Source organism: Allobosea sp. (assembly GCF_017308015.1).
GTDB lineage: Bacteria > Pseudomonadota > Alphaproteobacteria > Rhizobiales > Beijerinckiaceae > Allobosea.
In genome coordinates this window covers 35,737-58,361 of the sequence record NZ_JAFKFW010000029.1, presented here as the reverse complement: position 1 = coordinate 58,361, position 22,625 = coordinate 35,737, and the positions used below count along the sequence as shown (strand labels likewise).

Sequence of the window (22,625 nt, the reverse complement as noted above, 5' to 3'; positions counted from 1 at the left end):
TCTCTCGCCGTGTGCGCGGGGCGTCCCCGTGCGCGTGCCTTAACCTGATCGAGATGCCGGGACCGTGACGGCCCCGGCGGGGTGGCGTTCGCTTATTCCGCAGCCTGCAAGGTGCGGGCCTGTTCCATCTCGCGCAGCGCGCGGCGGTACTCGACCGGCATCACCTTGACGAACCTGGTGCGGTAATCCGCCCAGTTGTCGAGGATGGTGCGGGCGCGCTCCGAACCGGTGTAGTCGACATGGTTCGTCAGCATCTGCATCAGGCGCTCTTCATCGTGGCCCGACATGTTGGTCATGTCGATCCGGCCCTTGTGCTCGAGATCGCCGCCATGGTGGTGCAGGCGCTCCATCAGGTCCTCTTCCTCCTCGACCGGTTCGAGATCGACCATCGAGAGGTTGCAGCGCGACTTGAAGGTGCCGTCCTCGTCCAGCACGTAGGCGATGCCGCCCGACATGCCGGCCGCGAAATTGCGCCCGGTCTGGCCGATGACCGCGACGACGCCGCCGGTCATGTACTCGCAGCCATGGTCGCCGGTTCCTTCCACCACCGCGATGGCGCCGGAATTGCGCACCGCGAAGCGCTCACCGGCGACACCGCGAAAATAGGCCTCGCCCGCAATCGCGCCGTAGAGCACGGTGTTGCCGACGATGATCGAGCGCTCGGCCACGGCCCTGGTCGCCGGATCGGGCTTCACGATGACCTTGCCGCCGGACAGGCCCTTGGCGACATAGTCGTTGGCCTGGCCGGTGAGTTCGACCGTGACGCCAGCCGCCAGGAAGGCGGCGAAGCTCTGGCCGGAGGTGCCAGAGAGCTTCACGGTGATCGTGTCTTCCGGCAGGCCGGCATGGCCGTACTTCTTGGCGACGGCACCGGACAGCATCGCGCCCGTGCTGCGGTCGACATTGCCGACCGGCTTCTCGATCACGACCGGCGTTCCGGTCTCGATCGCGTTCGTCGCCTCGGCCAGGAGCTGGCGGTCGAGCACGGTGTCGATCGGGTGCTTCTGCAACTCGACATGGCGGATCGCCACGCCCGGCAGGTCGACCTTGTGGAAGAGCCTGGTGAAGTCGAGCCCGTTCGCCTTCCAGTGTTCGATCGCGTCCCGCTTGTCGAGCAGGTCGGAGCGGCCGACGATCTCCTCGATCTTGGTGAAGCCCATCTCCGCCATGATCCGGCGGACGTCCTCGGCCACGAAGAAGAAGTAGTTCACGACATGCTCGGGCAGGCCCTTGAAGCGCTTGCGCAGCACCGGGTCCTGCGTCGCGACGCCGACCGGGCAGGTGTTGAGATGGCACTTGCGCATCATGATGCAGCCGGCCGCGATCAGCGGCGCGGTGGAGAAGCCGAACTCGTCGGCCCCCAGCAGCGCGCCGATGATGACGTCGCGGCCTGTCCGCAACCCGCCATCGACCTGCAAGGCGACACGGCCGCGCAGATGGTTCAGCACCAGCGTCTGCTGCGTCTCGGCCAGCCCGATTTCCCAGGGCGAGCCCGCATGCTTCAGCGAGGTCAGGGGGCTCGCGCCCGTACCCCCCTCGAAGCCGGAGATGGTGATGTGGTCGGCGCGCGATTTGGCAACGCCGGCGGCGACCGTGCCGACACCGATCTCGGAGACGAGCTTCACCGAAACATCGGCCGCCGGGTTGACGTTCTTCAGGTCGAAGATGAGCTGCGCCAGATCCTCGATCGAATAGATGTCGTGATGCGGCGGCGGCGAGATCAGGCCGACGCCCGGCGTCGAATGCCGGGTGCGGGCGATCTTGGCGTCGACCTTGTGGCCGGGAAGCTGGCCGCCCTCGCCGGGCTTGGCACCCTGCGCCACCTTGATCTGCATCACGTCGGCATTGACGAGATACTCGGTGGTGACGCCGAAGCGGCCTGACGCGATCTGCTTGATCGCCGAGCGCTTCGAGCGGCCATCCGGCATCGGCCGGAAGCGGATCGGCTCCTCGCCGCCCTCGCCGGTGTTCGACTTGCCGCCGATCTGGTTCATCGCGAGCGCGATCGTTTCATGCGCCTCGCGCGAGATCGAGCCGAAGGACATCGCGCCGGTGGCGAAGCGCTTCACGATGTCAGCGGCAGGCTCGACGCTCTCCAGCGGCACGGGCGCGCGGCCGTTATCCACGGCCATCTTGACCTTGAACAGGCCGCGGATGGTGCTGAGCCGCTGCGCATCGTCGTTGACCTGCCGGGCGAACTCCTCGTAGCGATCCTGCGCGTTGAGGCGCACCGCATGCTGCAGCGAGGCGACGACATCCGGCTTCCAGACATGGTCCTCGCCGCGGACGCGGTACATGTACTCGCCGCCGATATCGAGGCTGTTGCGGTAGAGCGGCGAGTCGCCGAACGCGTCGCGATGCCGGCGCAGGCTCTCCTCGGCGATCTCCTCGAGGCCGACACCCTCGATCGCCGTGCCGGTGCCGAAGAAGAACTTGTCGACGAAGGCGCTCTTCAAGCCGACGGCGTCGAAGATCTGCGCGCCGCAATAGGACTGGTAGGTCGAGATGCCCATCTTGGACATGACCTTCAGCACACCCTTGCCGACCGACTTGATGTAGCGCTTCACCACCTCCTCGGCATCGACCTCCTCGGGGAAGGCGCCCTGCGCGTGCTGGTCGAGCAGGGTATCGAAGGCGAGATAGGGGTTGATCGCCTCGGCGCCGTAGCCGGCGAGGCAGCAGAAGTGATGGATCTCGCGTGGCTCGCCGGATTCGACGACGAGGCCGACCGAGGTACGCAGGCCCTTGCGGATCAGGTGATGATGCACCGCCGCCGTCGCCAAGAGCGCCGGGATCGGGATGCGGTCCGGCCCGACCTGCCGGTCGGACAGGATGATGATGTTGTAGCCGCCATGGACGGCAGCCTCGGCGCGCTCGCAGAGCCGCGCGACCGCGCCTTCCATGCCACCGGCGCCCTCGCGCGCCGGATAGGTGAAGTCGATCGTCTTGGTGTCGAAGCGATCCTCGTAGTGGCCGATGCAGCGGATCTTCTCGAGATCGTCATTGGTCAGGATCGGAGTGCGAACCTCCAGGCGCTTGCGCCGCGAGGTGCCTTCCAGATCGAGGATGTTCGGACGCGGCCCGATGAAGGAGAGCAGGCTCATCACCAGCTCCTCGCGGATCGGATCGATCGGCGGGTTCGTCACCTGCGCGAAGTTCTGCTTGAAATAGGTGTAGAGCAGCTTCGACTTGAGCGAGAGCGCCGAGATCGGCGTATCCGTGCCCATCGAGCCCACGGCTTCCTGCCCGGTCACCGCCATCGGCGCCATCAGCAGGCGGACATCCTCGGTGGTGTAGCCGAAGGATTGCTGGCGATCGAGCAGCGGCACGTCGGTGCGTGAGGCCCGCGCCTCGACGGGCGGCAGGTCCTCCAGCACGATCTGGGTGCGCTTCAGCCAGTCCTTGTAGGGGTTGGCGAGGCAGAGTGAGGTCTTGATCTCGTCATCGCCGATGATGCGACCCTGTTCGAGATCGATCAGCAGCATCTTGCCGGGCTGGAGGCGCCACTTCTCGACGATCTTCTCCTCCGGGATCGGCAGCACGCCGAACTCGGACGCCAGCACGACGAGGCCGTCGTCGGTGACGAGATAGCGCGCCGGACGCAGGCCGTTGCGGTCCAGCGTCGCGCCGATCTGGCGGCCGTCGGTGAAGGCGATCGCGGCCGGCCCGTCCCAGGGCTCCATCAGCGCGGCGTGGTACTCGTAGAAGGCGCGCCGCTCATCATCCATCAGCGGGTTGCCGGCCCACGCCTCCGGCACCAGCATCATCATAGCATGGGCCAGCGAATAGCCGCCCTGCACCAGGAATTCGAGCGCGTTGTCGAAGCAGGCGGTGTCCGACTGGCCCTCATAGGAGATCGGCCAGAGCTTCGAGATATCCGAGCCGAACAGGTCTGAATCGACGCTCGCCTGCCGCGCCGCCATCCAGTTGACGTTGCCGCGCAGCGTATTGATCTCGCCGTTATGTGCGACCATCCGGTAGGGATGGGCGAGGCGCCAGGACGGGAAGGTGTTGGTGGCGAAGCGCTGGTGGACGAGGGCGAGCGCGCTGACGAAGCGCTCGTCCTGCAGATCCTTGAAATAGGAGCCGAGCTGATCGACCAGCACCATGCCCTTGTAGACGATGGTGCGGCAGGACATCGAGACGGGGTAATACTCCGCCGTCTTGCGCTCCTGATGCTTGTAGACCTTGTTCGAGACCGACTTGCGCAGGACATAGACCTGCCGCTCGAACTCGTCCTCGTCGGTGATGTCCTCGGGACGGCCGACGAAGAGCTGGCGGTGCACCGGCTCGGTCGCCAGCACGGCGTGGCCGAGATCGCGGTTGTCGACCGGCACGTCGCGCCAGCCGAGGAAGACGAGCCCCTCCTCCGCCACGGTCTGGGAGATGATCTCCTCGCACATCGCCCGTGCGGCGGGATCGCGCGGCATGAAGAACTGGCCGATCGCATAATGGCCGGACGCCGGCAGGGTGATGCCGAGCCGCGCGGTCTCCTCGCGGAAGAAACGGTCGGGGATCTGGACGAGGATGCCGCAGCCGTCGCCGAGCTTCGGATCGGCACCGACCGCGCCGCGATGGTCGATATTGTGCAGGATCTGCAGGCCCTGCTGCACGATCGCATGGCTCTTGCGGTTCTTCATATCGGCGATGAAGCCGACGCCGCAGGAATCTTTCTCGTTGGCAGGATCGTACAGGCCTTGATGCGTCGGCATCGCCGGATCGCGCACCGCCGGAAAACGCTCGAAAGCCCCTGTGCCGCTCGACTTGCTGGTCACGCTCATCGTCAAACCCCGCTTCGCAGAACCCCGCGGGCTTGCGCCGGCAGGAAGACCCGTCAGTCCATGTTTCCGACCGCTTCGTTCCCGGAAGCCGGCGACATACCGGCGGCAAGGATCGGCCAGGGCGGCTCGGCCGTCGTCGTCTAGGAGGCTTTGCTTGCGCTTCGTTTCCACCGCGCCCGCGTCCTCCGCAGGCGCCTCGGGCGTCTTTCGCCCGCTCGCGCCTGTCTCAGGCCGTCGTTTTACGGACGCGCGTACGTGCGGCTTTGGCAGTAACGGCCCGGCCCCTCGTCATGCTCCGCTCCATCGCGACGGCGCGATCTCCGGCTAGAGCAGCCTTCGATCGGCGCGGTGAAAAATGGGACAGCAACACTGTCCTATTGCGGTGAACTTGCCAGAATTCCAATCTAGGCACAAGCATCGATTTCGCGCTGCAGCGAAATTTTATTGCAAAATTGAATCCACACCAGACATTTCCGGCATGAAAGCCGGACATCAGCTACCCGGTTCTTGTTTTTCGACCCGATGCGCCGCTTCGCCCTTGCGAGTGCAGCGAAGCTACCGAGGGCGGGGCGAGCAAGACGCCCCCCGCTCCTCCCGGATCGCTTCATCGCTTCACTCCTCGTCATGCGGCCCCGATCGGCACGGCGCACAGGCCCCCCTCTTCGTGGATGCCGCTTGGCAGGAAAGCGCACTCCGCATAACGCTCAGGCCATGGATTTCTTCAGCGACAACACCGCCGCCGCCAGCCCACGCGTCATGGCTGCCCTCGCCGCCGCCAATGCCGGCGCCGCCTCTCCCTATGGCAAGGACGAATGGACGCGTCGCGTCGAGGAGCGTTTCGCGGCGATCTTCGAGCGCGAAGTCGCGGTCTTCCTCGTCCTCACCGGCACGGCGGCGAACGCGCTCGCGCTCGCAAGCATCGTCAGGCCCTGGGGCGCGATCCTGACCCATGAGGAGGCGCATGTCGTCGAGGACGAATGCGGCGCGCCCGAGTTCTTCAGCAACGGCGCCAAGCTCGTCGACCTGCCCGGCACCGGCGCCAAGCTGAAACCGGAGACGGTGACGAAGGCGCTCTCGCATCTGCGCGCCGGCGACTTCCATCAGGTCCAGGCCCAGGCGCTGACGATCACGCAGGCAACCGAATGTGGCACGATCTATACGCCGGGCGAGGTGCGCGCGCTGAAGGACGCGGTCACACCGCGCGGGCTGAAGCTCCACATGGATGGCGCCCGCTTCGCCAATGCGCTGGTGACCCTCGGCTGCTCACCGGCCGAGATCACCTGGAAGGCCGGCATCGACGTGCTCTCCTTCGGCGGCACCAAGAACGGCGCGCTCGCGGCCGAGGCCGTGATCTTCTTCGACCCGGCTGACGCCGAGGAGATGAAATGGCGCCGCAAGCGCGCCGGGCAGACGCTCTCGAAGGGCCGCGTCCTCGGCGCCCAGTTCGAGGGCCTGCTCGCCGACGACCACTGGCTCGACCTCGCCCGCCACGCCAATGCCCGGGCGAAGCGCCTGGCCGATTCAGTCGCGCAGGGCAGCGAGGCCCGGCTCGCCTGGCCCTGCCAGGCGAACGAGGTCTTCCTCGTCCTGCCGCCAGCCGTCCGGCAGAGGCTGAAGGCGGCCGGCGTCGGCTATCACGACTGGTCGGCGCGCTCGCTGCCGCCGGAAGCACCGCTCAAGGACGGTGAGGTCGTCGGCCGCTTCGTGATGTCCTTCGCGACGCGAGCCGAGGATGTCGAACGCCTGGTCGCCGCGATCGCGGGCTGAACGGGCGCATTTGCGCCCCGTTTCCAGCCGCATACCTGCCGCAATCCCTAACAAGACTGAAAGGCAAGCATTCAGTTGTTAAGGGAACTTGGCATGGCAGATCGTTCGACCGCACCGGGGCGCATCGCGCTGATGGGCCTGGTCGTGGCCGGCGCAATGGCCGGCATGGCGGGCGCCGCCAGCGCCCAGTATTACTATTATGACGACGGCTACGAGCCCTACCCGGTGTACGGATACGGCTATGGCTACCGCTACGACTACGGCTATGCCCCGCGGCCACCGGTTGCCGTGCCCCGGGCGCCGGCTGCGGTCTCGCCCTATTCGGTCAACAGCCTCGCAGCCCGCCGTTACGGACTCGTACGGATCGAGCGTTCGATCCGCCGCGACGACACGTATATCGTCGACGGCGTCACGGCCGGCGGCCAGCGTCAGCGCCTGATCCTCGACGCCTATGCCGGCGAACTGATCCGTCGCATCCCCCTGCGCGGACAGGCAGCGCCAGCCCCCAGCGTCGCCCGCGCCGACCCGCGCGAGGAGCACGCGCAGCCACGCCAGCGCCTTGTGCCCCAGCCGCCGGAACGGCCGCCCGAGTTCAAGGGCCCGGCGGAAGCCAGCGCCCCCGCAACGACCGTGCTACCCTCCCCCGCCGCACCGCCCGCGCCCGAACCGGCCGCGCCCGTGGAAAAGCCGCCGGCAGAAGCGAGCGCACCTGCGACGACCTCACCGCCCTCGCCCGCCGCGCCGGCTGCTCCCGAACCGGTCAAACCCGCGGAAACCGGGCCGGCTGAGGCCAGCGCACCCGCGACGGCCGTGCCTCCGCAACCCGCAGCACCGGCAGAGCCGTCACCCGGCGCAACCAATCCGGAGACCGGCGCCGACAAGCCGAAGCTCGTCAATCCCAGCGACGTCAGGAATACCGAAGGCACCGACCGCAAGCCGCCCCTCTCGACCGCAGCACCCGGGCCCGCGACTTCGGCCATCCCGCCCGTGCAGCATGTCGATCCGAGTCCCTCCACGCCGAAGCCCGAAACGCCGATCGCCCCGGTCGCTCCGATGAACTGACCGGCCCACAAAAAAGGCTCCCGTTTCCGGGAGCCTTTCGCTTTCATCGAAAGCTTCTCGCGTGGATTACGCGGCCTTGGCGACCTTGGCCTCGAGAACCTTGGCCGAACCGCCGCCAATCGGAATCTGGCGGGGCTTCTTCGCCTCGGGGATCTCGCGCACGAGGTCGATATGGAGCAGGCCGTTCTCAAGGCTGGCGCCGGTCACCTGCACATAGTCGGCGAGCTGGAAACGGCGCTCGAAGGCGCGCGCGGCAATGCCCTGATGCAGGACCTCGCGCTTCTCGGCGCCCTCGACGATCTGCTTCTCGCCCTTGACGGTCAGCGCGTTTTCCTTGGACTCGATGGAGAGGTCGCCCTCGCCGAAGCCCGCGACCGCGACGGTGATGCGGTAAGCGTTCTCGGCGGTCCGCTCGATATTGTAGGGCGGGTAGCTCGGGGCGGATTCGTTACTCGTCGCCTGGTCGAGGAGATTGAACAGACGGTCGAAGCCGACGGTCGAGCGATAGAGCGGGGAAAGGTCGAAATGACGCATGATATGTCCTCCGAAGAAGCGACAATGGTATCGGTCCGCCTCGCCTGAGCGCGGACCTTGGCTGCTTTCGCGCAGCCGGTTCTGGCCTGCGCAGACCTGATCTAAGGAGGGCTTCAGGCTTTTCAAGAGCCGCATTTCCGGCACGCGAAATGAAAGCTCGCGTTCTTTTTCGACGTACCGACATGTTTTCGCAGGATATCCGGTGCAGGATGTCGGGCATGCAGCGGCCGTGATTCAGGATGCGGCCGTGATGCGGAGCACTAGATGGCCGAGGCCGCCTTTTTCGCCGATCCGGATTATCCCGTGCCGGGTCATGGCAAGACCTGGCTCGCGACGACGCAGGACGGCGCCGCCTTGCGCTTCGCGAGCTGGCGCCCGACGGTGAAACCCGTGCGCGGCACCATCGTCGTCGTGCAGGGCCGGGCCGAGTTCATCGAGCGTTACAGCGAAACCGTCGCGGAACTGCGCCGCCGCGGCTTCCATGTGCTGGCCTTCGACTGGCGCGGCCAGGGCGGGTCGCAGCGCTTCGTCCGGCGCACGCGCAAGGGCCATGTCGGGCGTCTCAGGCATTACGAAGCCGATCTCGCACTGGCGATGACCGAGATGCAGGCGAAATTCCCAGCCCCCTATTTCGCCCTCGCCCATTCGATGGGTGCCGCGCTCTGCCTGGACGCCGCCCGTTCCAACGCCCTGCCGGTCTCGCGCATGGTCGCGCTCGCGCCGATGCTCGGCATCGCGATGATCGCCCACCCCGGCCGGGCGAAAATCCTGGCGAGTCTGCTCTACTGGCTCGGCTTCGGCCGGGCTTTCGTGCCGGGCGGTGGCGATACCGCGATCGCGACGAAACCCTTCGCCGGCAATCGTCTGACCAGCGACCCTGTCCGCTATGCCCGGAACGCCGCGCTTTCTGCGGCTGCGCGCGAACTCAGCATCGGCGATCCCACCGTCGCCTGGATCAGGACCGCCTTCCGCCTGATGGCGCGCCTCGCCACGCCTTCCGCTCCGCTGGAGGTGAAGGTGCCCACCCTCATCATCGCCGCCGGCCGCGACCCAGTCGTCTCGACGGCGGCGATCGAGCGCTTCGCGGCGCGGCTGAAGACCGGCTCGGCGCTGATCCTGCCGACGGCGCGCCACGAAATCCTGATGGAAAGCGACAACATCCGCGCCCAGTTCTGGGCCGCCTTCGACGCCTTCATTCCCGGCGAGGACCAGGCCCGGCCCGGCTCAGCCGGCGAGTTTGGCCATGGCGGCCTCATGCAGCGCCTTGCTGCCGGCCGCGAGGATGCGCCCGCCCCCGGCAGCGCTGCCACCGTCCCATGAGGTGACGATGCCGCCGGCGCCTTCGATGATCGGGATCAGTGCGACGATGTCATAGGGCTTGAGGCCGCTCTCGATGACGAGATCGACATGGCCGGCCGCGAGCATGCAATAGGCGTAGCAATCACAGCCATAGCGCGAGAGCCGGACTCCTGTCTCGACGCGGGCGAAAGCCTCGGCCTCCTCGCCCTTGAACAGCGCGGGCGAGGTCGTCATCAGCGTGGCGGCGGCGAAATCCGTGGTCGGGCGCGTCCGCAGTTTCTTCGCCCCGCCCGGCCCCTCGTAGCGCGCCTCGCGCCCATCGCCGGAATAGCGCTCGCCCGAGAAGGGCTGGTGCATCATGCCGTAGACCGGCAAGCTGTTGCGCGTCAGCCCGATCAGCGTGCCCCAGACCGGAATGCCGGAGATGAAGGCGCGCGTACCGTCGATCGGATCGAGCACCCAGACATATTCAGCATCGGTGTTCTCGCTGCCGAACTCCTCGCCCAGCACGCCGTGGGCCGGGAACTGCCGCTTGATCATGTGGCGCATCACCGATTCGCCGGCGCGGTCGCCCTCGGTCACGGGATCGAACACTCCGCCACGGGACTTGTCCTCGGTCGCATGCAGCGCCCGGAAGAACGGCAGAATCGCCCGCCCCGACTGCGTCGCCAGCTCGGCAACGAAAGCGCCGAAATCGACTGCGCTCATGAATAGGCACTCCCGTTTGCTGCCCTGCAGCATCAACTCCGCGCATGGACGATTCGAACCGGGGCACGGACGCGGAAATATCCGAAAACCCCAGCATTTTCAGACTACACCATGCACTTATCGCATAGCGCCATTGATTTCGCTGATTTTTGTTGCGTTTTGCAGCGCACTTTAATATTGTGCACTGCGAAGGGGAGATGACCTCAAACCTTCATTGCCCTCCTTGGGCGTTTCCTCCCTAGACTTGGGCCGCCACGCAAGTGTGCGGCCCTTTTTTCTTGGGTGTCTCCCCGCTCCTATTCGGCCGCATCGCGCCATTCGTCGAGCCAGCCGCTCCAGCGCGCAAAGCAATCGGCCATCACCGCCGCCATCGCCTGCTCGACGTCACCGAAGCCCCCATGCGGCTCCAGCGTCGCCTCGTTCATATAGAGCGCACGGTTCACCTCGATCTGCAGCGCATGCACGCCGGCAGCAGGCGCGCCGTAATGCTCGGTGATGAAGCCGCCGGCATAGGGCCGGTTGCGGGTGACGCTGAAGCCCAGCCGCGTGAAGGCCTGCTCGGCGATGTCGATGATGTAGCCGGCCGCGCTGGTGCCGAACCGGTCGCCGAGGATGATGTCGGATTTCGCGAGCCCGTCGCGGTCGAGCCCGGCGGAAGGCATCGAATGCGCGTCGACGAGGATGCAGGTGCCGAACACGCTTTGCGTGCGCTGGACGAGACTGCGCAGGGCCGCATGATAGGGCCGGTAGAATTCCTCGATGCGGGCCAGCGCCTCCTGGACGGGAATCCGGCCGAAATAGATTTCCTGCCCGTCGCCGACGATGCGGGGAACGGTGCCGAGCCCGCCTGCCACCCGCATCGAACGTGTATTGGCGAAGGGTGGAACTCTCCCATCGAACATGCGCGGGTCGAGTTCATAAGGCTCGCGGTTGACATCGAGATAGGCGCGCGGGAACTCGGCCGCGAGCAGCGGCGCGCCCAGCGAAACACTCTGCGCGAAGAGCCGGTCGACATAGGCGTCTTCGGAGCGCCTGAGGCTGCGCAAAGGCAGGCGCGCCGCCTCGACGAAGCCGCGCGGATAGCACCGGCCGGCATGCGGCACGTCGACCACCACCGGCACGACCTGAAGGGCCGGCTGGTAAAGGCTGAACGGCCGCGCGATCTCGGCGACGACGTCGTCCGGCGCGGGCAGGAAAGGGCTGGTGGACAGGCTCATCTCGCGCAGACTGAAGCACACAAACCGGAGCGGTTGAAGCGATGTCGCGAAGCCGGGGAAATTCAGCGCCGGATTCACGCGTTGTTTACCATGATGCTGCCTTATGAAAGGACATGGTTCCAACTGTGCGGCCGGGTGAGTACCCAACCGTTCCAGACCCGGCCTCGGCCGGGGCGCCAGACGCTAAAGAGATATAGGCCTCAGGGACGGACAGATCAGGCCCATGACGAAGATACTGCTTGCGGAAGACGACAACGATATGCGTCGCTTCCTGGTCAAGGCCCTGCAGAATGCGGGCTACGACGTCGCTTCCTTCGATAACGGCCTGTCGGCCTACAATCGCCTGCGCGAAGAGCCGTTCGAGCTCCTGCTGACGGATATCGTCATGCCGGAGATGGACGGCATCGAGCTCGCGCGCCGCGCCACCGAGCTCGACCCCGACATCAAGGTGATGTTCATCACCGGCTTCGCCGCCGTTGCGCTGAACCCCGATTCGCAGACGCCGAAGGATGCGAAGGTGCTGTCCAAGCCCTTCCATCTGCGCGAGCTCGTCAACGAGGTCGAGAAGCTTCTGGCGGCCTGAACGGCGGCTCGGCATCGCGCGATGGCGACTGCCAACAGCCCCTTGAGAATTTATGCGGCAAACGCCTTGCCACCCGCGAAGCGAGCCGCTATAGCCCCCTCACCTCGCAGCGTGATCGCGGCCCACACGGCCCGGACACGCTTCCGGAAGCCGCCTCAGGGCGGCGACGGGCGCGTAGCTCAGCGGGAGAGCACTACGTTGACATCGTAGGGGTCACAGGTTCGATCCCTGTCGCGCCCACCATTTGATGCCCTTGCAATACAGGGACGAAAGGCCGCCTCACCGGGCGGCCTTTTTGCTGCCCGGTACGGCCGGGCGGCCACCGGAACGAATCATCAGCATATCCCGCGTGATCCGCGGCTCGGTCAGCGATCACGCCAGCACCGGGGCCCGCGCATGAATCACAGCTCGGCGATGCCGTGTCCGGCCGAGGCCAGACCATCCTGTCCTGCTCCGGACCGGAACACGGCTCGATGTCGACCGCCCCGAGTGCGACGCCCTCGCGGCGCGATCGGCAGCGCCTGAGACGACATGACAAGCACTGGCGCCTCTGCTCTGTCCGGGCCATCATTTCGGCTTGCTGGCGGTCCTGGACGGCGCCGCCCGGCCCGATCCCGGCCAGCGCACTGCGGAAAGCTCATGACGAATCCAGCCCGCCAGCCACTACGCCTCGCCCTGATCGGCTGGGGCGCCATCAACCGGCGCATCGCGGAGCTGCAGGCGGAACGAGGCAATGGCGATATCGCCATCGTCGCTGTCGCCGTCCGCAACGCCGCCGCAGCCACCGACATCCCGGCCGGCGCCAGGCTCATCACGGCACCCGATGAACTGGCCGGGCTCGACCTTGACCTCATCGTCGAGGCGGCGGGGCGCGAAGCCGTCGGTATCTGGGGCAAGGCAGCACTCGGGAATGCGCCCGCCTTCGCCGTCGCCTCGACCAGCGCCTTCTGCGACGATGTTCTGCTCAATGGCTTGATCGCAAAAGCCGAGAGCAGCGGCAGCCAGCTCCTGATCCCGCCCGGCGCGCTGGCCGGGATCGACGGCATCGCCGCCGCCTCGCTCCTGCCGCTTGACGAAGTCGTACACCGCATCGTCAAACCGCCGTCAGCCTGGAAGGGAACCTCGGCCGAGAGCCTGATCGCGCTCGATGGGCTCGCCGAGGCCGTGGTCTTCTTCTCCGGCACCGCCCGCGAGGCCGCCTCGCGCTTTCCGCAGAACGCCAATGTCGCTGTCATCACGGCGCTCGCCGGCATCGGGCTCGACCGCACTCGTGTCGAGCTTGTCGCGGACCCTGGCGCCGGCGGCAACGGCCACCAGCTCAGCGCGCGGGGCGCCTTCGGCAAGCTCGACATCGCCATCGAGAACCGCGCGCTGGCCACGAACCCGAAATCCTCGGAGATGACGGCACTGGGGCTCGTCCGGCTGATCGAGAACCGTGTGCGGACGCTGGTGCGCTGACCACCCGCTATCTTTCCGCGCCAATCTCGACGAAGCGATTGCGGCCTTCCGCCGCAGGTTTCAGCCTCTCGGGCCGCACGGTGCGGGACGGGTGGGCACGCTATCCTGCTCACAGGAATGCGATAGGCACGAATTATTGCGCATGAAGGGGACGGAAAGCTGGCGGCTGCGGGTTTTACCGGCATTCTGGCCGCAATGATTCGCATCGCCCTCCTGTCTCTGCTGGCATTCAGTCTCGGCGCCTGTGCCGTGGGGCCGGATTACGCCCCGCCCGCGCTCGATCTGCCGCAGCGCTGGAATGCGGCTGCGGGCAACAAGGCGTCGCCCCGGCCCAGCGAATGGTGGCGCGGCTTCCGCGACGCGACGCTCAACGCGCTGGTCGAGCAGGCCATCGCCGGAAACCTCGACGTCGCGCAGGCCAAGGCCCGCATCCGCGAGGCGCGTGCCGCCCGCGAGCAGGCGGTCGGCGCCCTCTTCCCGCAGGTCGATGGCGGCGCCTCCGCCACGCGCTCGCGCTCGGCGACGGTCACCCGCAACAGCTTCCGCGCCGGCTTCGACGCCTCCTGGGAAATCGACCTGTTCGGCGCGCGCGACCGCGCCGTCGAGGCCGCGACCTATGGCACGGATGCCGCCTTCGACGACCTCGACACGGTCATGCTGACGCTGATCGGCGATGTCGCCTCGACCTATGTCGAGGCGCGCGGCCTTCAGGCCCGGATCGGGCTTGCCCGCAGCACGGCGAAGACGCAGCGCGAGACCGAGGCGCTGACCCGCACCCGCTTCCAGGCCGGCGACATCTCCGCGATCGACACCGCACGCGCGACCGCGCAGGCTGCCAGCACCGAAGCGCAGATCCCTGCGCTCGAAGCCTCGCTCGCCCAGAGCCAGCATCGGCTCGCCGTGCTGACCGGCCGCCCGCCGGCCGCGATGGCCGGCTATTTCAATCGCACTGCGGCAGTGCCCGGCACGCCCGCCCCGCCACGCGCCGGCATACCGGCCGACGTGCTGCGCCGCCGCCCCGATGTCCGCTCGGCCGAGCGCCAGCTCGCGCAGGCGACGGCCCGGATCGGCCAGGCCGAAGCCAACCGCTACCCGTCCGTCTCGCTGACCGGCAACATCTCGACCTCGGCCCTCAAGCTCGGCGACCTCGCCAAGAACAGTGCCATCGGCTGGTCGATCGGCCCGAGCCTGAGCGTCCCGATCTTCAATGGCGGCGAACTGGCGGCTGCCGTCGATGCCGCCCGCGCCAGGCGTGACCAGCAGGACGCCGCGCTCAGGCTTGCTGTGCTGACCGCGCTTCAGGATGTCGAGGACAATCTCGTCGGCCTGCGACAGCAGCGGCTGCGGCTCGGCAGCCTCACCGAAGCGGCACGCGCCTCGGCCGAGGCGGCACGCCTCTCGCGCGCGCTCTATACGGCGGGCACGGCGAGCTTCCTCGACGTGCTCGAAGCCCAGCGCACGCTCTACGCATCAGAGGAATCGCTGATCCAGAGCCGGGTCGCGCTGGCCACGAGCTTCATCGCGCTCAACAAGGCGCTGGGCGGCGGCTGGCTGCGGCCCGTCAACGTCTCGGCTCCGGCCGTCATCGATGGCGAGACCGGTCCGCGCCCGCGCATCATCCCGATCGAGGAACCGCAACCATGAGGCTGCGCCGCCTCCTTATCCCCGCCCTGATCCTCGCTGCCGCCGGCGGCTACTACTGGTGGCAGGCCCGCCAGCCCTCGCCGGCCGAGACCGTCAGCCTGCCGAGCAGCGAGGCAGTGATGGGCAATGTCGAGGAGGCCGTGCTCGCCTCCGGCGCGCTGGAGCCGGTCCGGCAGGTCAGCGTCGGCGCGCAGGCAACCGGCCGCATCGTCTCGCTCAAGGTCAAGCTCGGCGACAATGTCGCGACGGGCGACCTGATCGCCGAGATCGACGGCATCACCCAGCAGAACGCGCTGCGTTCGGCCGAGGCCGACCTTGCCGCGCTCAAGGCCCAGCGCGCCGAGCGCGGCGCCAGCCTCGCCTATGCCCAGGCCGTGCTCGCCCGTCAGAAGCAGATGGTCGGCCAGAACGCCGTCTCGCGCGATGCCTTCGAGAATGCCGAGATGACCGTGAGCGTGACCCGCGCCCAGATCGAGTCGCTCGATGCCCAGATCCAGTCGAGTCAGGTCAAGGTCGAGGATGCCCGTGCCAAGCTCGGCTATACCCGCATCACGGCGCCGAGCCCCGGCACCGTGCTCGCCATCGTCGCGCTGGAAGGCCAGACGGTGAATGCGGTGCAATCCGCGCCGACCGTCGTGGTGCTCGGCGACGTCTCGACCATGACGGTGAAGGCCAAAATCTCGGAAGCCGACGTGCTCCGCGTGAAAGCCGGACAGGAGGTCTATTTCAGCGTGCTCGGCGCCCCCGAGCGGCGTTTCCCCGGCAAGATCTCCTATGTCGAACCGGCGCCCGACACCCTGAAGACGCAGAACATGACGTCCTCGTCGAGCGCGAGCAGTTCGTCTTCGGCCGCCAGCACCAGCGCGGTCTATTATAACGCGCTGTTCGAGGTGCCGAACCCGGAAGGGCGGCTGCTGACTTCGATGACAGCGCAGGTCACCGTCATCGTCGGGCGGGCGCAGAACGTCCTCACCGTCCCCTCGACTGCGGTCAGGCGCCGTGGCCCCAACGCCTTCGTCGATGTGCTCGATGCCGACGGCAAGCCCGAGCAGCGCAAGGTCACGACCGGGCTCGACAACAAGATCGTCGTCGAGATCACCTCCGGCCTGAAGGCTGGCGAGCGCGTCGTCACAACCCGCAGCAGCGGCGGCCCGGATGCGACGCGCCCGGCGCGTGCGCGGCGCTCGCCCTTTGGCTTCTGAGGCATCTGCGATGGGCAAGCCGCTCATCCGCCTCGCCGGCGTCCGGCGCGATTTCGGCGAAGGCGAGGCCGCGGTCGCCGCGCTCGACGGCGCCGATCTCGTGATCGAGGCCGGCGAGATGGTCGCGATCGTCGGCCAGTCCGGTTCGGGCAAGTCGACCTTGATGAACATCATCGGCTGCCTCGATCGCCCGACCGGTGGCAGCTACGAGATCGATGGCCGCCCGACCCGCGACCTCGACCCGGACGAGCTTGCAAGACTCCGGCGCGAATATTTCGGCTTCGTCTTCCAGCGCTATCACCTGCTCTCCGAACTGACGGCTCTCGCCAATGTCGAGGTGCCCGCGATCTATGCCGGCGTGCCGCCCGGCCCCCGCCAGACCCGCGCCGCGATGCTGCTGGAGCGGCTGGGCTTGGCTTCCCGCGCGACGCACCGCCCCTCGGAACTCTCCGGCGGCCAGCAGCAGCGCGTCTCCGTGGCGCGCGCCCTGATGAACGGCGCTCGCGTCCTCCTCGCCGACGAGCCGACCGGCGCGCTCGACCGCAAGAGCGGCGAGGAGATGCTCGCGCTGATCGAGGAACTGAACCGCGAGGGCCATACCGTCATCCTCGTCACCCACGACATGAATGTCGCGGCGCGTGCCCATCGCATCATCGAGCTCAGCGACGGCCGGATCATCGACGACCGGCGCACCGCCCCGCGTTCGGAAGCCGTGCCGCCGCCCTCCCCAGTACCGGCCCCGGCGGGCCGCTTACGCGCCGGCTTCGGCCGCCTCAAGGAAGCCTTCGGCATGGCCGTGCGCGCCATGGCCGCCCACAAGCTGCGCACGACGCTCACCATGCTCGGCATCGTCATCGGCATCGCCGCCGTGGTCAGCGTCGTCGCGCTCGGCGAGGGCGCCAAGCAGAACGTGCTCCAGAACATTTCCGGCCTCGGCACCAACACGCTGGAGATCTTCCCCGGCGCCGGCTTCGGCGACACGCGCTCCGGTCGCGTCAAGACGCTGACCGTGCTCGATGCCCAGGTCCTGGCCGCCCAGCCCTATGCCGCGAGCGTGACGCCGACGGTCTCGACCAGCGCGACGATCCGGCTCGGCAATGTCGAGGCGACGGCGCTCGTCAACGGCGTCAGCGAACGCTATTTCGACGTGCGCGGCAGCGTGCTGACGCGTGGCTCCTTCTTCACGGCCGAGGATGTCCGCACGCTGGCGCAGGACGTCGTGATCGACGAGAACACGCAGGGCGTGCTCTTCCCGAACGGTACGGCCAACCCGATCGGCACGGTCTTCCTGATCGGCACGGTGCCCAGCCGCATCGTCGGCGTGATGCGCCAGCAGCAGGGCGGCTTCGGCGGCAGCCAGAACCCGCAGATCTTCATGCCCTATACCTCGGTGCAGGGCCGGTTCCTCGGCGATCTCTCGCTGCGCTCGATCACCTTGCGCGTCGACGACGACACGCCGATGGCGGCGGCGCAGGAGGCCGTGACGGAACTCCTGACCCATCGCCACCGCGCCAAGGACTTCTTCATCTTCAACCAGGACGAGATCCGCAACACCATCACCGCCACGACCCGGACCTTGACGCTGATGATCTCCTCGATCGCCGTCATCTCGCTCCTGGTCGGCGGCATCGGCGTGATGAACATCATGCTGGTCTCGGTGATCGAGCGCACCGGCGAGATCGGCCTGCGCATGGCGGTCGGCGCACGCCGCAGCGACATCATGCAGCAATTCCTGATCGAGGCCTCGCTGGTCTGCTTCATCGGCGGCGCGCTCGGCATCGGTCTGGCGCTCGCCATCGGCTCTGGCTTCGAGGCATCAGGCTCACAGATGAGGTTCATCTATTCAGGCGAAGCCTTCGCCGTCGCGATCGCCTGCTCGACGCTGATCGGCCTGACCTTCGGCTTCCTGCCGGCCCGCAACGCCGCGAAGCTCGACCCGGTCGCGGCACTGGCGCGGGATTAGCGCCGCAGACGGGCGGTGTTACGCCGGTTGGGCGCCCGGCGCGATGGCAACGCCCATGCGAGGCCTCCGGAGACCGACCACCCGCCAGATCACCCAGGCCAGGATCGCTCCCGCATAGCCGTCGACCGCATAGTGCCAGCCGAGCACGACCGAGCCGACCATGATGATCCCGGCGAAGATCCACATCAAAACCCCGACGCGCTTCCAGCGCGCGCTGTAATACAGCGCGAACAGCACGGAGGTGGCGACGTGGATCGAGGGGAAGGCACTGATCCCGAGCGAGCCGGAGCGTTCGCCCTTGAAGCCTTCCCACAGCATGTCCTGGGTCGTCAAAGCCCAGATGGTGTAGGTCTCGGATGAGCGCTTCAACGCGTCCATGAGCGGCTTGTACCGATCGCCGAGTTCGAGATCGTCGAAATAGCAAGGCCCTGCCGAAGAGAAGCCCGTCGCGATCAGGAACCCCGCGATGAACCAGATCGCCATGAACGCCATGAGATATTGCTGGCGCAGGACTGTGTCTTCGCGGGCCGCAGCCACGATCAGAAACGTCCCGATCATGATGAAGAACCACATATTGTAGAAGAAATTGACGACGAAAATCCCGGCCGGCCATTCGATCAGCCACCAGAAATATTCATGCGGCAAGCGGCCGAAATGCATCCATTGATCGAGATCGGCAAACGCGATGTCCCATTTGAACGGATTGAGCAGCGCGATCGCGCCCTTGAGGACACCGAAGCCCGTCATGAAAAGCGCGATGGCGGCCATTCCCACGCAGAGATTGGCCAGCAGGGGAACATCCCCGAAGAAGGACCTGAACGGCCTCAGGAATGCCTTGAGCGGCGCGGGGTCGCGCTCAACGAAGCCGAGCCAGACCAGCCGGCAGACGGCGTAGATGCTCGCCAGGCACCATGCGGCAATCCCCAGATACTCCAGGAAGGCCGAGACCCCGGCGAGATCGAGCTCGTTCCTTGTTTCGCGGCCAACGAAGGCGGCAACGCCAAGCGTGAAGGCCGCCACGACAAGAACGCCCGCGTGGCGGCGCAAAGTTTCAGCGAACATCGACGCAACGGGCATCGGTCCCTCCGAATGAGCTCGGTGTCGCTATCACACCGTTCCTTTCAGGTTTGACAACGGCAGCGCTACATCCGTCGCAACCCCCGATGCTCCCGGTGTCGGAGAGCTTCGCCCAGGATTGCGCCCGCGCGGCACGGAGCCCGCGCTAGCCTTTCCGGCTCCGCCTTGGCGCCTCCGGCATCAGGCGCCCGGCGCTCGCGAGGATGCTGTCGGCAAGGGCCCGCGCCGCCGCCTGATGCGACTGGCCGCCCACGACCACGAACTCGATCGTCCCCAGCGGTGGCAAGGCCTCGCGCGGCTCGACCTCAGCCAGCCCCTGTGGGATCAGGCGGGCGGAATGCGCCGTGATGCCGAGCCCCGCAACCGTCGCCGCGCGCAATCCAGCGAGGCTGCCGCTGGTGCAGGCGACGCGCCAGGCCCGTCCCGCGCGCTCCAGCGTCTCGATGGCATGAACGCGCGTGATGCTCGGTGGCGGATAGAGTACGAGGGGTACGACGGGCTGCTCCGCGAGCCTTGCGCCGGGCCGGCCGGCCCAGACGAGCCGCTCCTGCCACGCAACCTCCCCGCGCACGTCACCCTTCCGCCGCTTGGCGAAGATCAGGTCGAGATCGCCCGCGTCGTATTGCTCGTAGAGCAGGCCGCTCAGGCCGACCGTCAGTTCGAGATCGACCGCATGATGCTGCATGGCGAAGGCGGCCAGAATCTCCGGCAGTGCGGTATAGGCGAAATCCTCGGAGACTCCGAGCCGGAGCCGCCCGCGCAGGGTCGAGCCGGCGAGATAGCGTTCGATCCGCTGTCCCGCCTCGAGCGCCTGTCGCGCGAAGGGCAGGATCGCATCCCCGTCCGGCGTCGGCCGCACCTCGTGCGTGTCGCGCTCAAGCAGGCGCCGCCCCAGCCGCTTCTCCAATCGCGCGACATGCTGGCTGACGGAGGACTGGCGCAGGCCGAGCTGGCGCGCGGCTTCGGTGAAGCTCAGCGTTTCGCAGACCTTAAGGAAGCTCTGCAACAGGACAGGATCGAGTGGTTTGGGGTCGGAGCCGGCGGTCATCATAACTCATGATAGCCGATATCGTGATCAGTCCAGATCAAAATGAACACGAAAGGGCCTAGAAGGCGGTCTTCCACGCAAGGAGCGCAGATGATCCGCCGCACCCTCGCCCGCTTTGGCATCGATCCCTATCTGATCGCCCTCATGGCCACGGTCGCAGCCGCAGCCGTATTCCCGGCCCATGGCGAAGGCGCGGTGATCGCCAACGATGCCGTTTCTGTCGCGGTTGCCCTGCTGTTCTTCCTCTACGGCGCGAGGCTGTCGCCGCAGGCGGTCTGGGAAGGCCTGCTGCACTGGCGTCTGCAATCGCTGGTCTTCGCCAGCACCTATGTGCTGTTCCCCATCCTTGGCCTCGTGCTCGCCCGCCTCTTCGCCGGCCTTCTGCCGTCGGAACTGATCGCCGGGCTGATCTTCGTCTGCATCCTGCCCTCGACCGTGCAGTCGTCGATCGCCTTCACCTCGATCGCGCGAGGCAATGTCGCAGCCGCCCTGTGCAGCGCCTCGGTCTCCAACCTCTTCGGCATGGTGCTGACGCCGCTGCTCGTCGTCCTGCTGCTCGATTCGAAGGGCGGCGGCTTCAGCACGCGCGCCGTCGAGAGTATCGCCTTGCAATTGCTGCTGCCCTTCCTCGTCGGGCAATTGCTGCGCCGCTGGATCGGGCCGTTCCTGCAACGCCACAAGGCGCCGATCTCGCTGGTCGATCGCGGTTCGATCCTGCTCGTCGTCTATGCCGCCTTCAGCGAGGGCATGGTCGCCGGCATCTGGTCTCAGGTCACGCTTGCCGATCTCGGCCTCGTCATCGCGCTGGACGGGGCCCTGCTCGCCGCCGTGCTGGCGATCACCACCATCGCCAGCCGGCGCCTCGGCTTTTCCAAGGAGGACGAGATCGCCATCGTCTTCTGCGGCTCGAAGAAGAGCATGGCGAGCGGCATCCCGATGGCGAACATCCTGTTTCCCGGCCAGGCGCTCGGCCTCATCGTGCTGCCGCTGATGCTGTTTCATCAGGCCCAGCTTTTCGCCTGCGCCGTTCTGGCCCAGCGCTACGCGCGCCGCCCCGCCCGACCGCAAGCCGAAGAGCCTGACAAAGTGCCGCTAGCCGCCGCAAACGCCTGACCATCCCGCCCGCTCCGGGCGGGATACTTCCCGCGCGCGGGAACAACCCGGCCGATCCGCAGTTGTTCCCCCGCACGGCGAAGCCGTCATCCTCTCCGAAACCAGGATTCCCCATATGCGCATTGGGGAGCGATCATGGAGGCGAGACATGAAGCAGGACGACAAGACCCAGCATGAGATCCGGAAGATCGCTTACGGGCTCTGGATCAAGGATGGGCAGCCCGAAGGGCGTGATCGCGAGCACTGGGAGGCAGCGAAGGAAATTTGGGCCTTCCGCAGCCATAATCGCGTGCTCGACGATTCCGATGATGCTGGCGCTGACATGGCGAAGAAACGCCGGCACTCATCCGGCGCTGCATGAGGGCACCCCAGCCGTCACCGACGGGCTGGGGGACGAATCAGCCGCGACGCAGGCGCCGTGATCCGGCGCCCCGCCACGTCAGGGACAGACATACCCGGTTGCGTCGGGCTGGCAGCGTGCGCCCGTGGGCAACACCAGCGCCCCGCGCTCGCGCTTCACGTAGTCGCCATTCGGCAAGGTGAAGCCGCCGGTATAATCCGGCGTGACTCGCGTGCCATCCGGTAGAGCGAGTTGCGCGCCGTCGCGAACGATGCGCTTGGCAGGAGAAGCCGCAGTCTGCTGGACAGGCTGAGGCCGGGATGAAACGCAGCCGGCGGCCAGAACGGCAACCAGGCTGGCGGCTATCGATATCCTGATCATGCCCTTATCTTTGCCGCGCCTGACGGCCGCTTGCAACCCTGTCCATGTCATCTCACGAAATACAAGCTGGGGCTGCAGCAGGGAAACCGGGCCGCAAAATCCACCGGTCCCATGCGGTTCAACCCGCGTCGCCGGCGCGATTCTGCGACGCGGTCGCCGACTGCCGCTCGGCTGCGCGGTCGAGGCATTCGGCCATCTGCGCCGTGCCCCACCCGAATTTCGAGCATTGTGCTGTGCCGACCGTATAGTCGCGTGCGGGATGATGGGACTCCGGCGTGCCGTTGCAGCCGGTGAGAGCCAAGGTGATGATGGCAAGTGCCAGTCGCATTGGTTTTCTCCTTGCTGTGGGAGCCCCGATTAAGGCGCAGACTTGCAGGGTGGTTCAACCCTCCTGGACTCTACCCCCGCCGAAATTTGCTTGCGGAAACGCGGAAACGCACGCGTCACG

18 protein-coding genes and 1 tRNA gene are annotated in these 22,625 nt (G+C 67.0%); 11 read left to right on the top strand and 8 right to left on the bottom strand.

Annotated elements, in window-relative coordinates; all coding sequences use genetic code 11:
- Window positions 1–92 precede the first annotated feature (92 nt).
- Window positions 93–4,781, bottom strand: a complete 4,689-nt coding sequence (gene gltB, locus J0I42_RS20515; protein WP_291657557.1) for a glutamate synthase large subunit — start codon at window positions 4,779–4,781, stop codon at window positions 93–95.
- Window positions 4,782–5,456: 675 nt separating this feature from the next.
- On the opposite strand from gltB, the gene J0I42_RS20510 reads away from it, so the two are divergent.
- Window positions 5,457–6,548 carry a threonine aldolase family protein gene (locus J0I42_RS20510; RefSeq protein ID WP_366509855.1) on the top strand — a complete coding sequence of 364 codons (1,092 nt, stop codon included), beginning with the start codon at window positions 5,457–5,459 and terminating at the stop codon, window positions 6,546–6,548.
- A 93-nt stretch (window positions 6,549–6,641) separates the two neighbouring features.
- Window positions 6,642–7,610 (top strand): hypothetical protein, encoded by a 969-nt coding sequence (locus J0I42_RS20505; RefSeq protein WP_291657555.1) that lies wholly within the window; start codon window positions 6,642–6,644, stop codon window positions 7,608–7,610.
- 66 nt (window positions 7,611–7,676) lie between these two features.
- Here J0I42_RS20505 and J0I42_RS20500 read toward each other — a convergent pair whose 3' ends face one another.
- Window positions 7,677–8,144, bottom strand: a complete 468-nt coding sequence (locus J0I42_RS20500) for an Hsp20 family protein (RefSeq protein ID WP_291657554.1) — start codon at window positions 8,142–8,144, stop codon at window positions 7,677–7,679.
- Window positions 8,145–8,408: 264 nt separating this feature from the next.
- Between J0I42_RS20500 and J0I42_RS20495 the strand changes: the two genes are divergently transcribed.
- Complete coding sequence (locus tag J0I42_RS20495; protein ID WP_291657553.1) at window positions 8,409–9,464, top strand: alpha/beta fold hydrolase; 1,056 nt, start codon at window positions 8,409–8,411, stop codon at window positions 9,462–9,464.
- On the opposite strand, the gene hisN is transcribed toward J0I42_RS20495, so the two are convergent.
- Together hisN and J0I42_RS20485 are read right to left on the bottom strand one after the other, a co-directional pair.
- Window positions 9,369–10,151 carry a histidinol-phosphatase gene (gene hisN, locus J0I42_RS20490; protein WP_291657551.1) on the bottom strand — a complete coding sequence of 261 codons (783 nt, stop codon included), beginning with the start codon at window positions 10,149–10,151 and terminating at the stop codon, window positions 9,369–9,371. The genes J0I42_RS20495 and hisN overlap by 96 nt on opposite strands.
- A gap of 296 nt (window positions 10,152–10,447) precedes the next feature.
- Complete coding sequence (locus J0I42_RS20485; protein ID WP_291657549.1) at window positions 10,448–11,368, bottom strand: N-formylglutamate amidohydrolase; 921 nt, start codon at window positions 11,366–11,368, stop codon at window positions 10,448–10,450.
- 223 nt (window positions 11,369–11,591) lie between these two features.
- On the opposite strand from J0I42_RS20485, the gene cpdR reads away from it, so the two are divergent.
- The 6 genes from cpdR (at window position 11,592) to J0I42_RS20455 (ending at window position 18,218) form a co-directional block, all read left to right on the top strand.
- Entirely contained in the window at window positions 11,592–11,951 is a 360-nt protein-coding gene (gene cpdR / locus J0I42_RS20480; RefSeq protein ID WP_038363805.1) for a cell cycle two-component system response regulator CpdR, read from the top strand.
- 168 nt (window positions 11,952–12,119) lie between these two features.
- Window positions 12,120–12,194 (top strand) — tRNA-Val (locus J0I42_RS20475).
- Between the two features lie 396 nt (window positions 12,195–12,590).
- The gene (locus tag J0I42_RS20470) at window positions 12,591–13,409 is read left to right on the top strand and encodes an aspartate dehydrogenase (protein ID WP_291657531.1); all 819 of its coding nucleotides are present in this window, start codon (window positions 12,591–12,593) and stop codon (window positions 13,407–13,409) included.
- Between the two features lie 195 nt (window positions 13,410–13,604).
- Entirely contained in the window at window positions 13,605–15,053 is a 1,449-nt protein-coding gene (locus J0I42_RS20465) for an efflux transporter outer membrane subunit (RefSeq protein WP_291657529.1), read from the top strand.
- Window positions 15,050–16,255 (top strand): efflux RND transporter periplasmic adaptor subunit, encoded by a 1,206-nt coding sequence (locus tag J0I42_RS20460; RefSeq protein ID WP_291657527.1) that lies wholly within the window; start codon window positions 15,050–15,052, stop codon window positions 16,253–16,255. The genes J0I42_RS20465 and J0I42_RS20460 overlap by 4 nt, the downstream gene beginning before the upstream one ends.
- Window positions 16,256–16,265: 10 nt before the next feature.
- The gene (locus tag J0I42_RS20455; protein ID WP_291657525.1) at window positions 16,266–18,218 is read left to right on the top strand and encodes a MacB family efflux pump subunit; all 1,953 of its coding nucleotides are present in this window, start codon (window positions 16,266–16,268) and stop codon (window positions 18,216–18,218) included.
- 18 nt (window positions 18,219–18,236) lie between these two features.
- On the opposite strand, the gene J0I42_RS20450 is transcribed toward J0I42_RS20455, so the two are convergent.
- Together J0I42_RS20450 and J0I42_RS20445 are read right to left on the bottom strand one after the other, a co-directional pair.
- Window positions 18,237–19,295, bottom strand: coding sequence for a phosphatase PAP2 family protein (locus J0I42_RS20450; protein ID WP_291657523.1), 1,059 nt, complete (start codon window positions 19,293–19,295; stop codon window positions 18,237–18,239).
- A 145-nt stretch (window positions 19,296–19,440) separates the two neighbouring features.
- Window positions 19,441–20,343, bottom strand: coding sequence for a LysR family transcriptional regulator (locus J0I42_RS20445; RefSeq protein ID WP_291657521.1), 903 nt, complete (start codon window positions 20,341–20,343; stop codon window positions 19,441–19,443).
- A 90-nt stretch (window positions 20,344–20,433) separates the two neighbouring features.
- Here J0I42_RS20445 and J0I42_RS20440 point away from each other — a divergent pair, with 90 nt between their 5' ends.
- On the top strand, window positions 20,434–21,456 hold the full coding sequence (locus tag J0I42_RS20440) for a bile acid:sodium symporter family protein (RefSeq protein ID WP_291657519.1): 1,023 nt from the start codon (window positions 20,434–20,436) through the stop codon (window positions 21,454–21,456).
- A 148-nt stretch (window positions 21,457–21,604) separates the two neighbouring features.
- A complete protein-coding gene (locus tag J0I42_RS20435; protein WP_291657517.1) occupies window positions 21,605–21,817 on the top strand; it encodes a DUF2934 domain-containing protein in 213 nt (70 codons plus the stop codon).
- Between the two features lie 78 nt (window positions 21,818–21,895).
- Here the strand turns inward: J0I42_RS20435 and J0I42_RS20430 are convergent, their stop codons facing one another.
- Window positions 21,896–22,177 (bottom strand): hypothetical protein, encoded by a 282-nt coding sequence (locus tag J0I42_RS20430; RefSeq protein WP_291657515.1) that lies wholly within the window; start codon window positions 22,175–22,177, stop codon window positions 21,896–21,898.
- A 118-nt stretch (window positions 22,178–22,295) separates the two neighbouring features.
- On the bottom strand, window positions 22,296–22,505 hold the full coding sequence (locus J0I42_RS20425; RefSeq protein WP_291657514.1) for a hypothetical protein: 210 nt from the start codon (window positions 22,503–22,505) through the stop codon (window positions 22,296–22,298).
- Window positions 22,506–22,625: the final 120 nt, after the last annotated feature.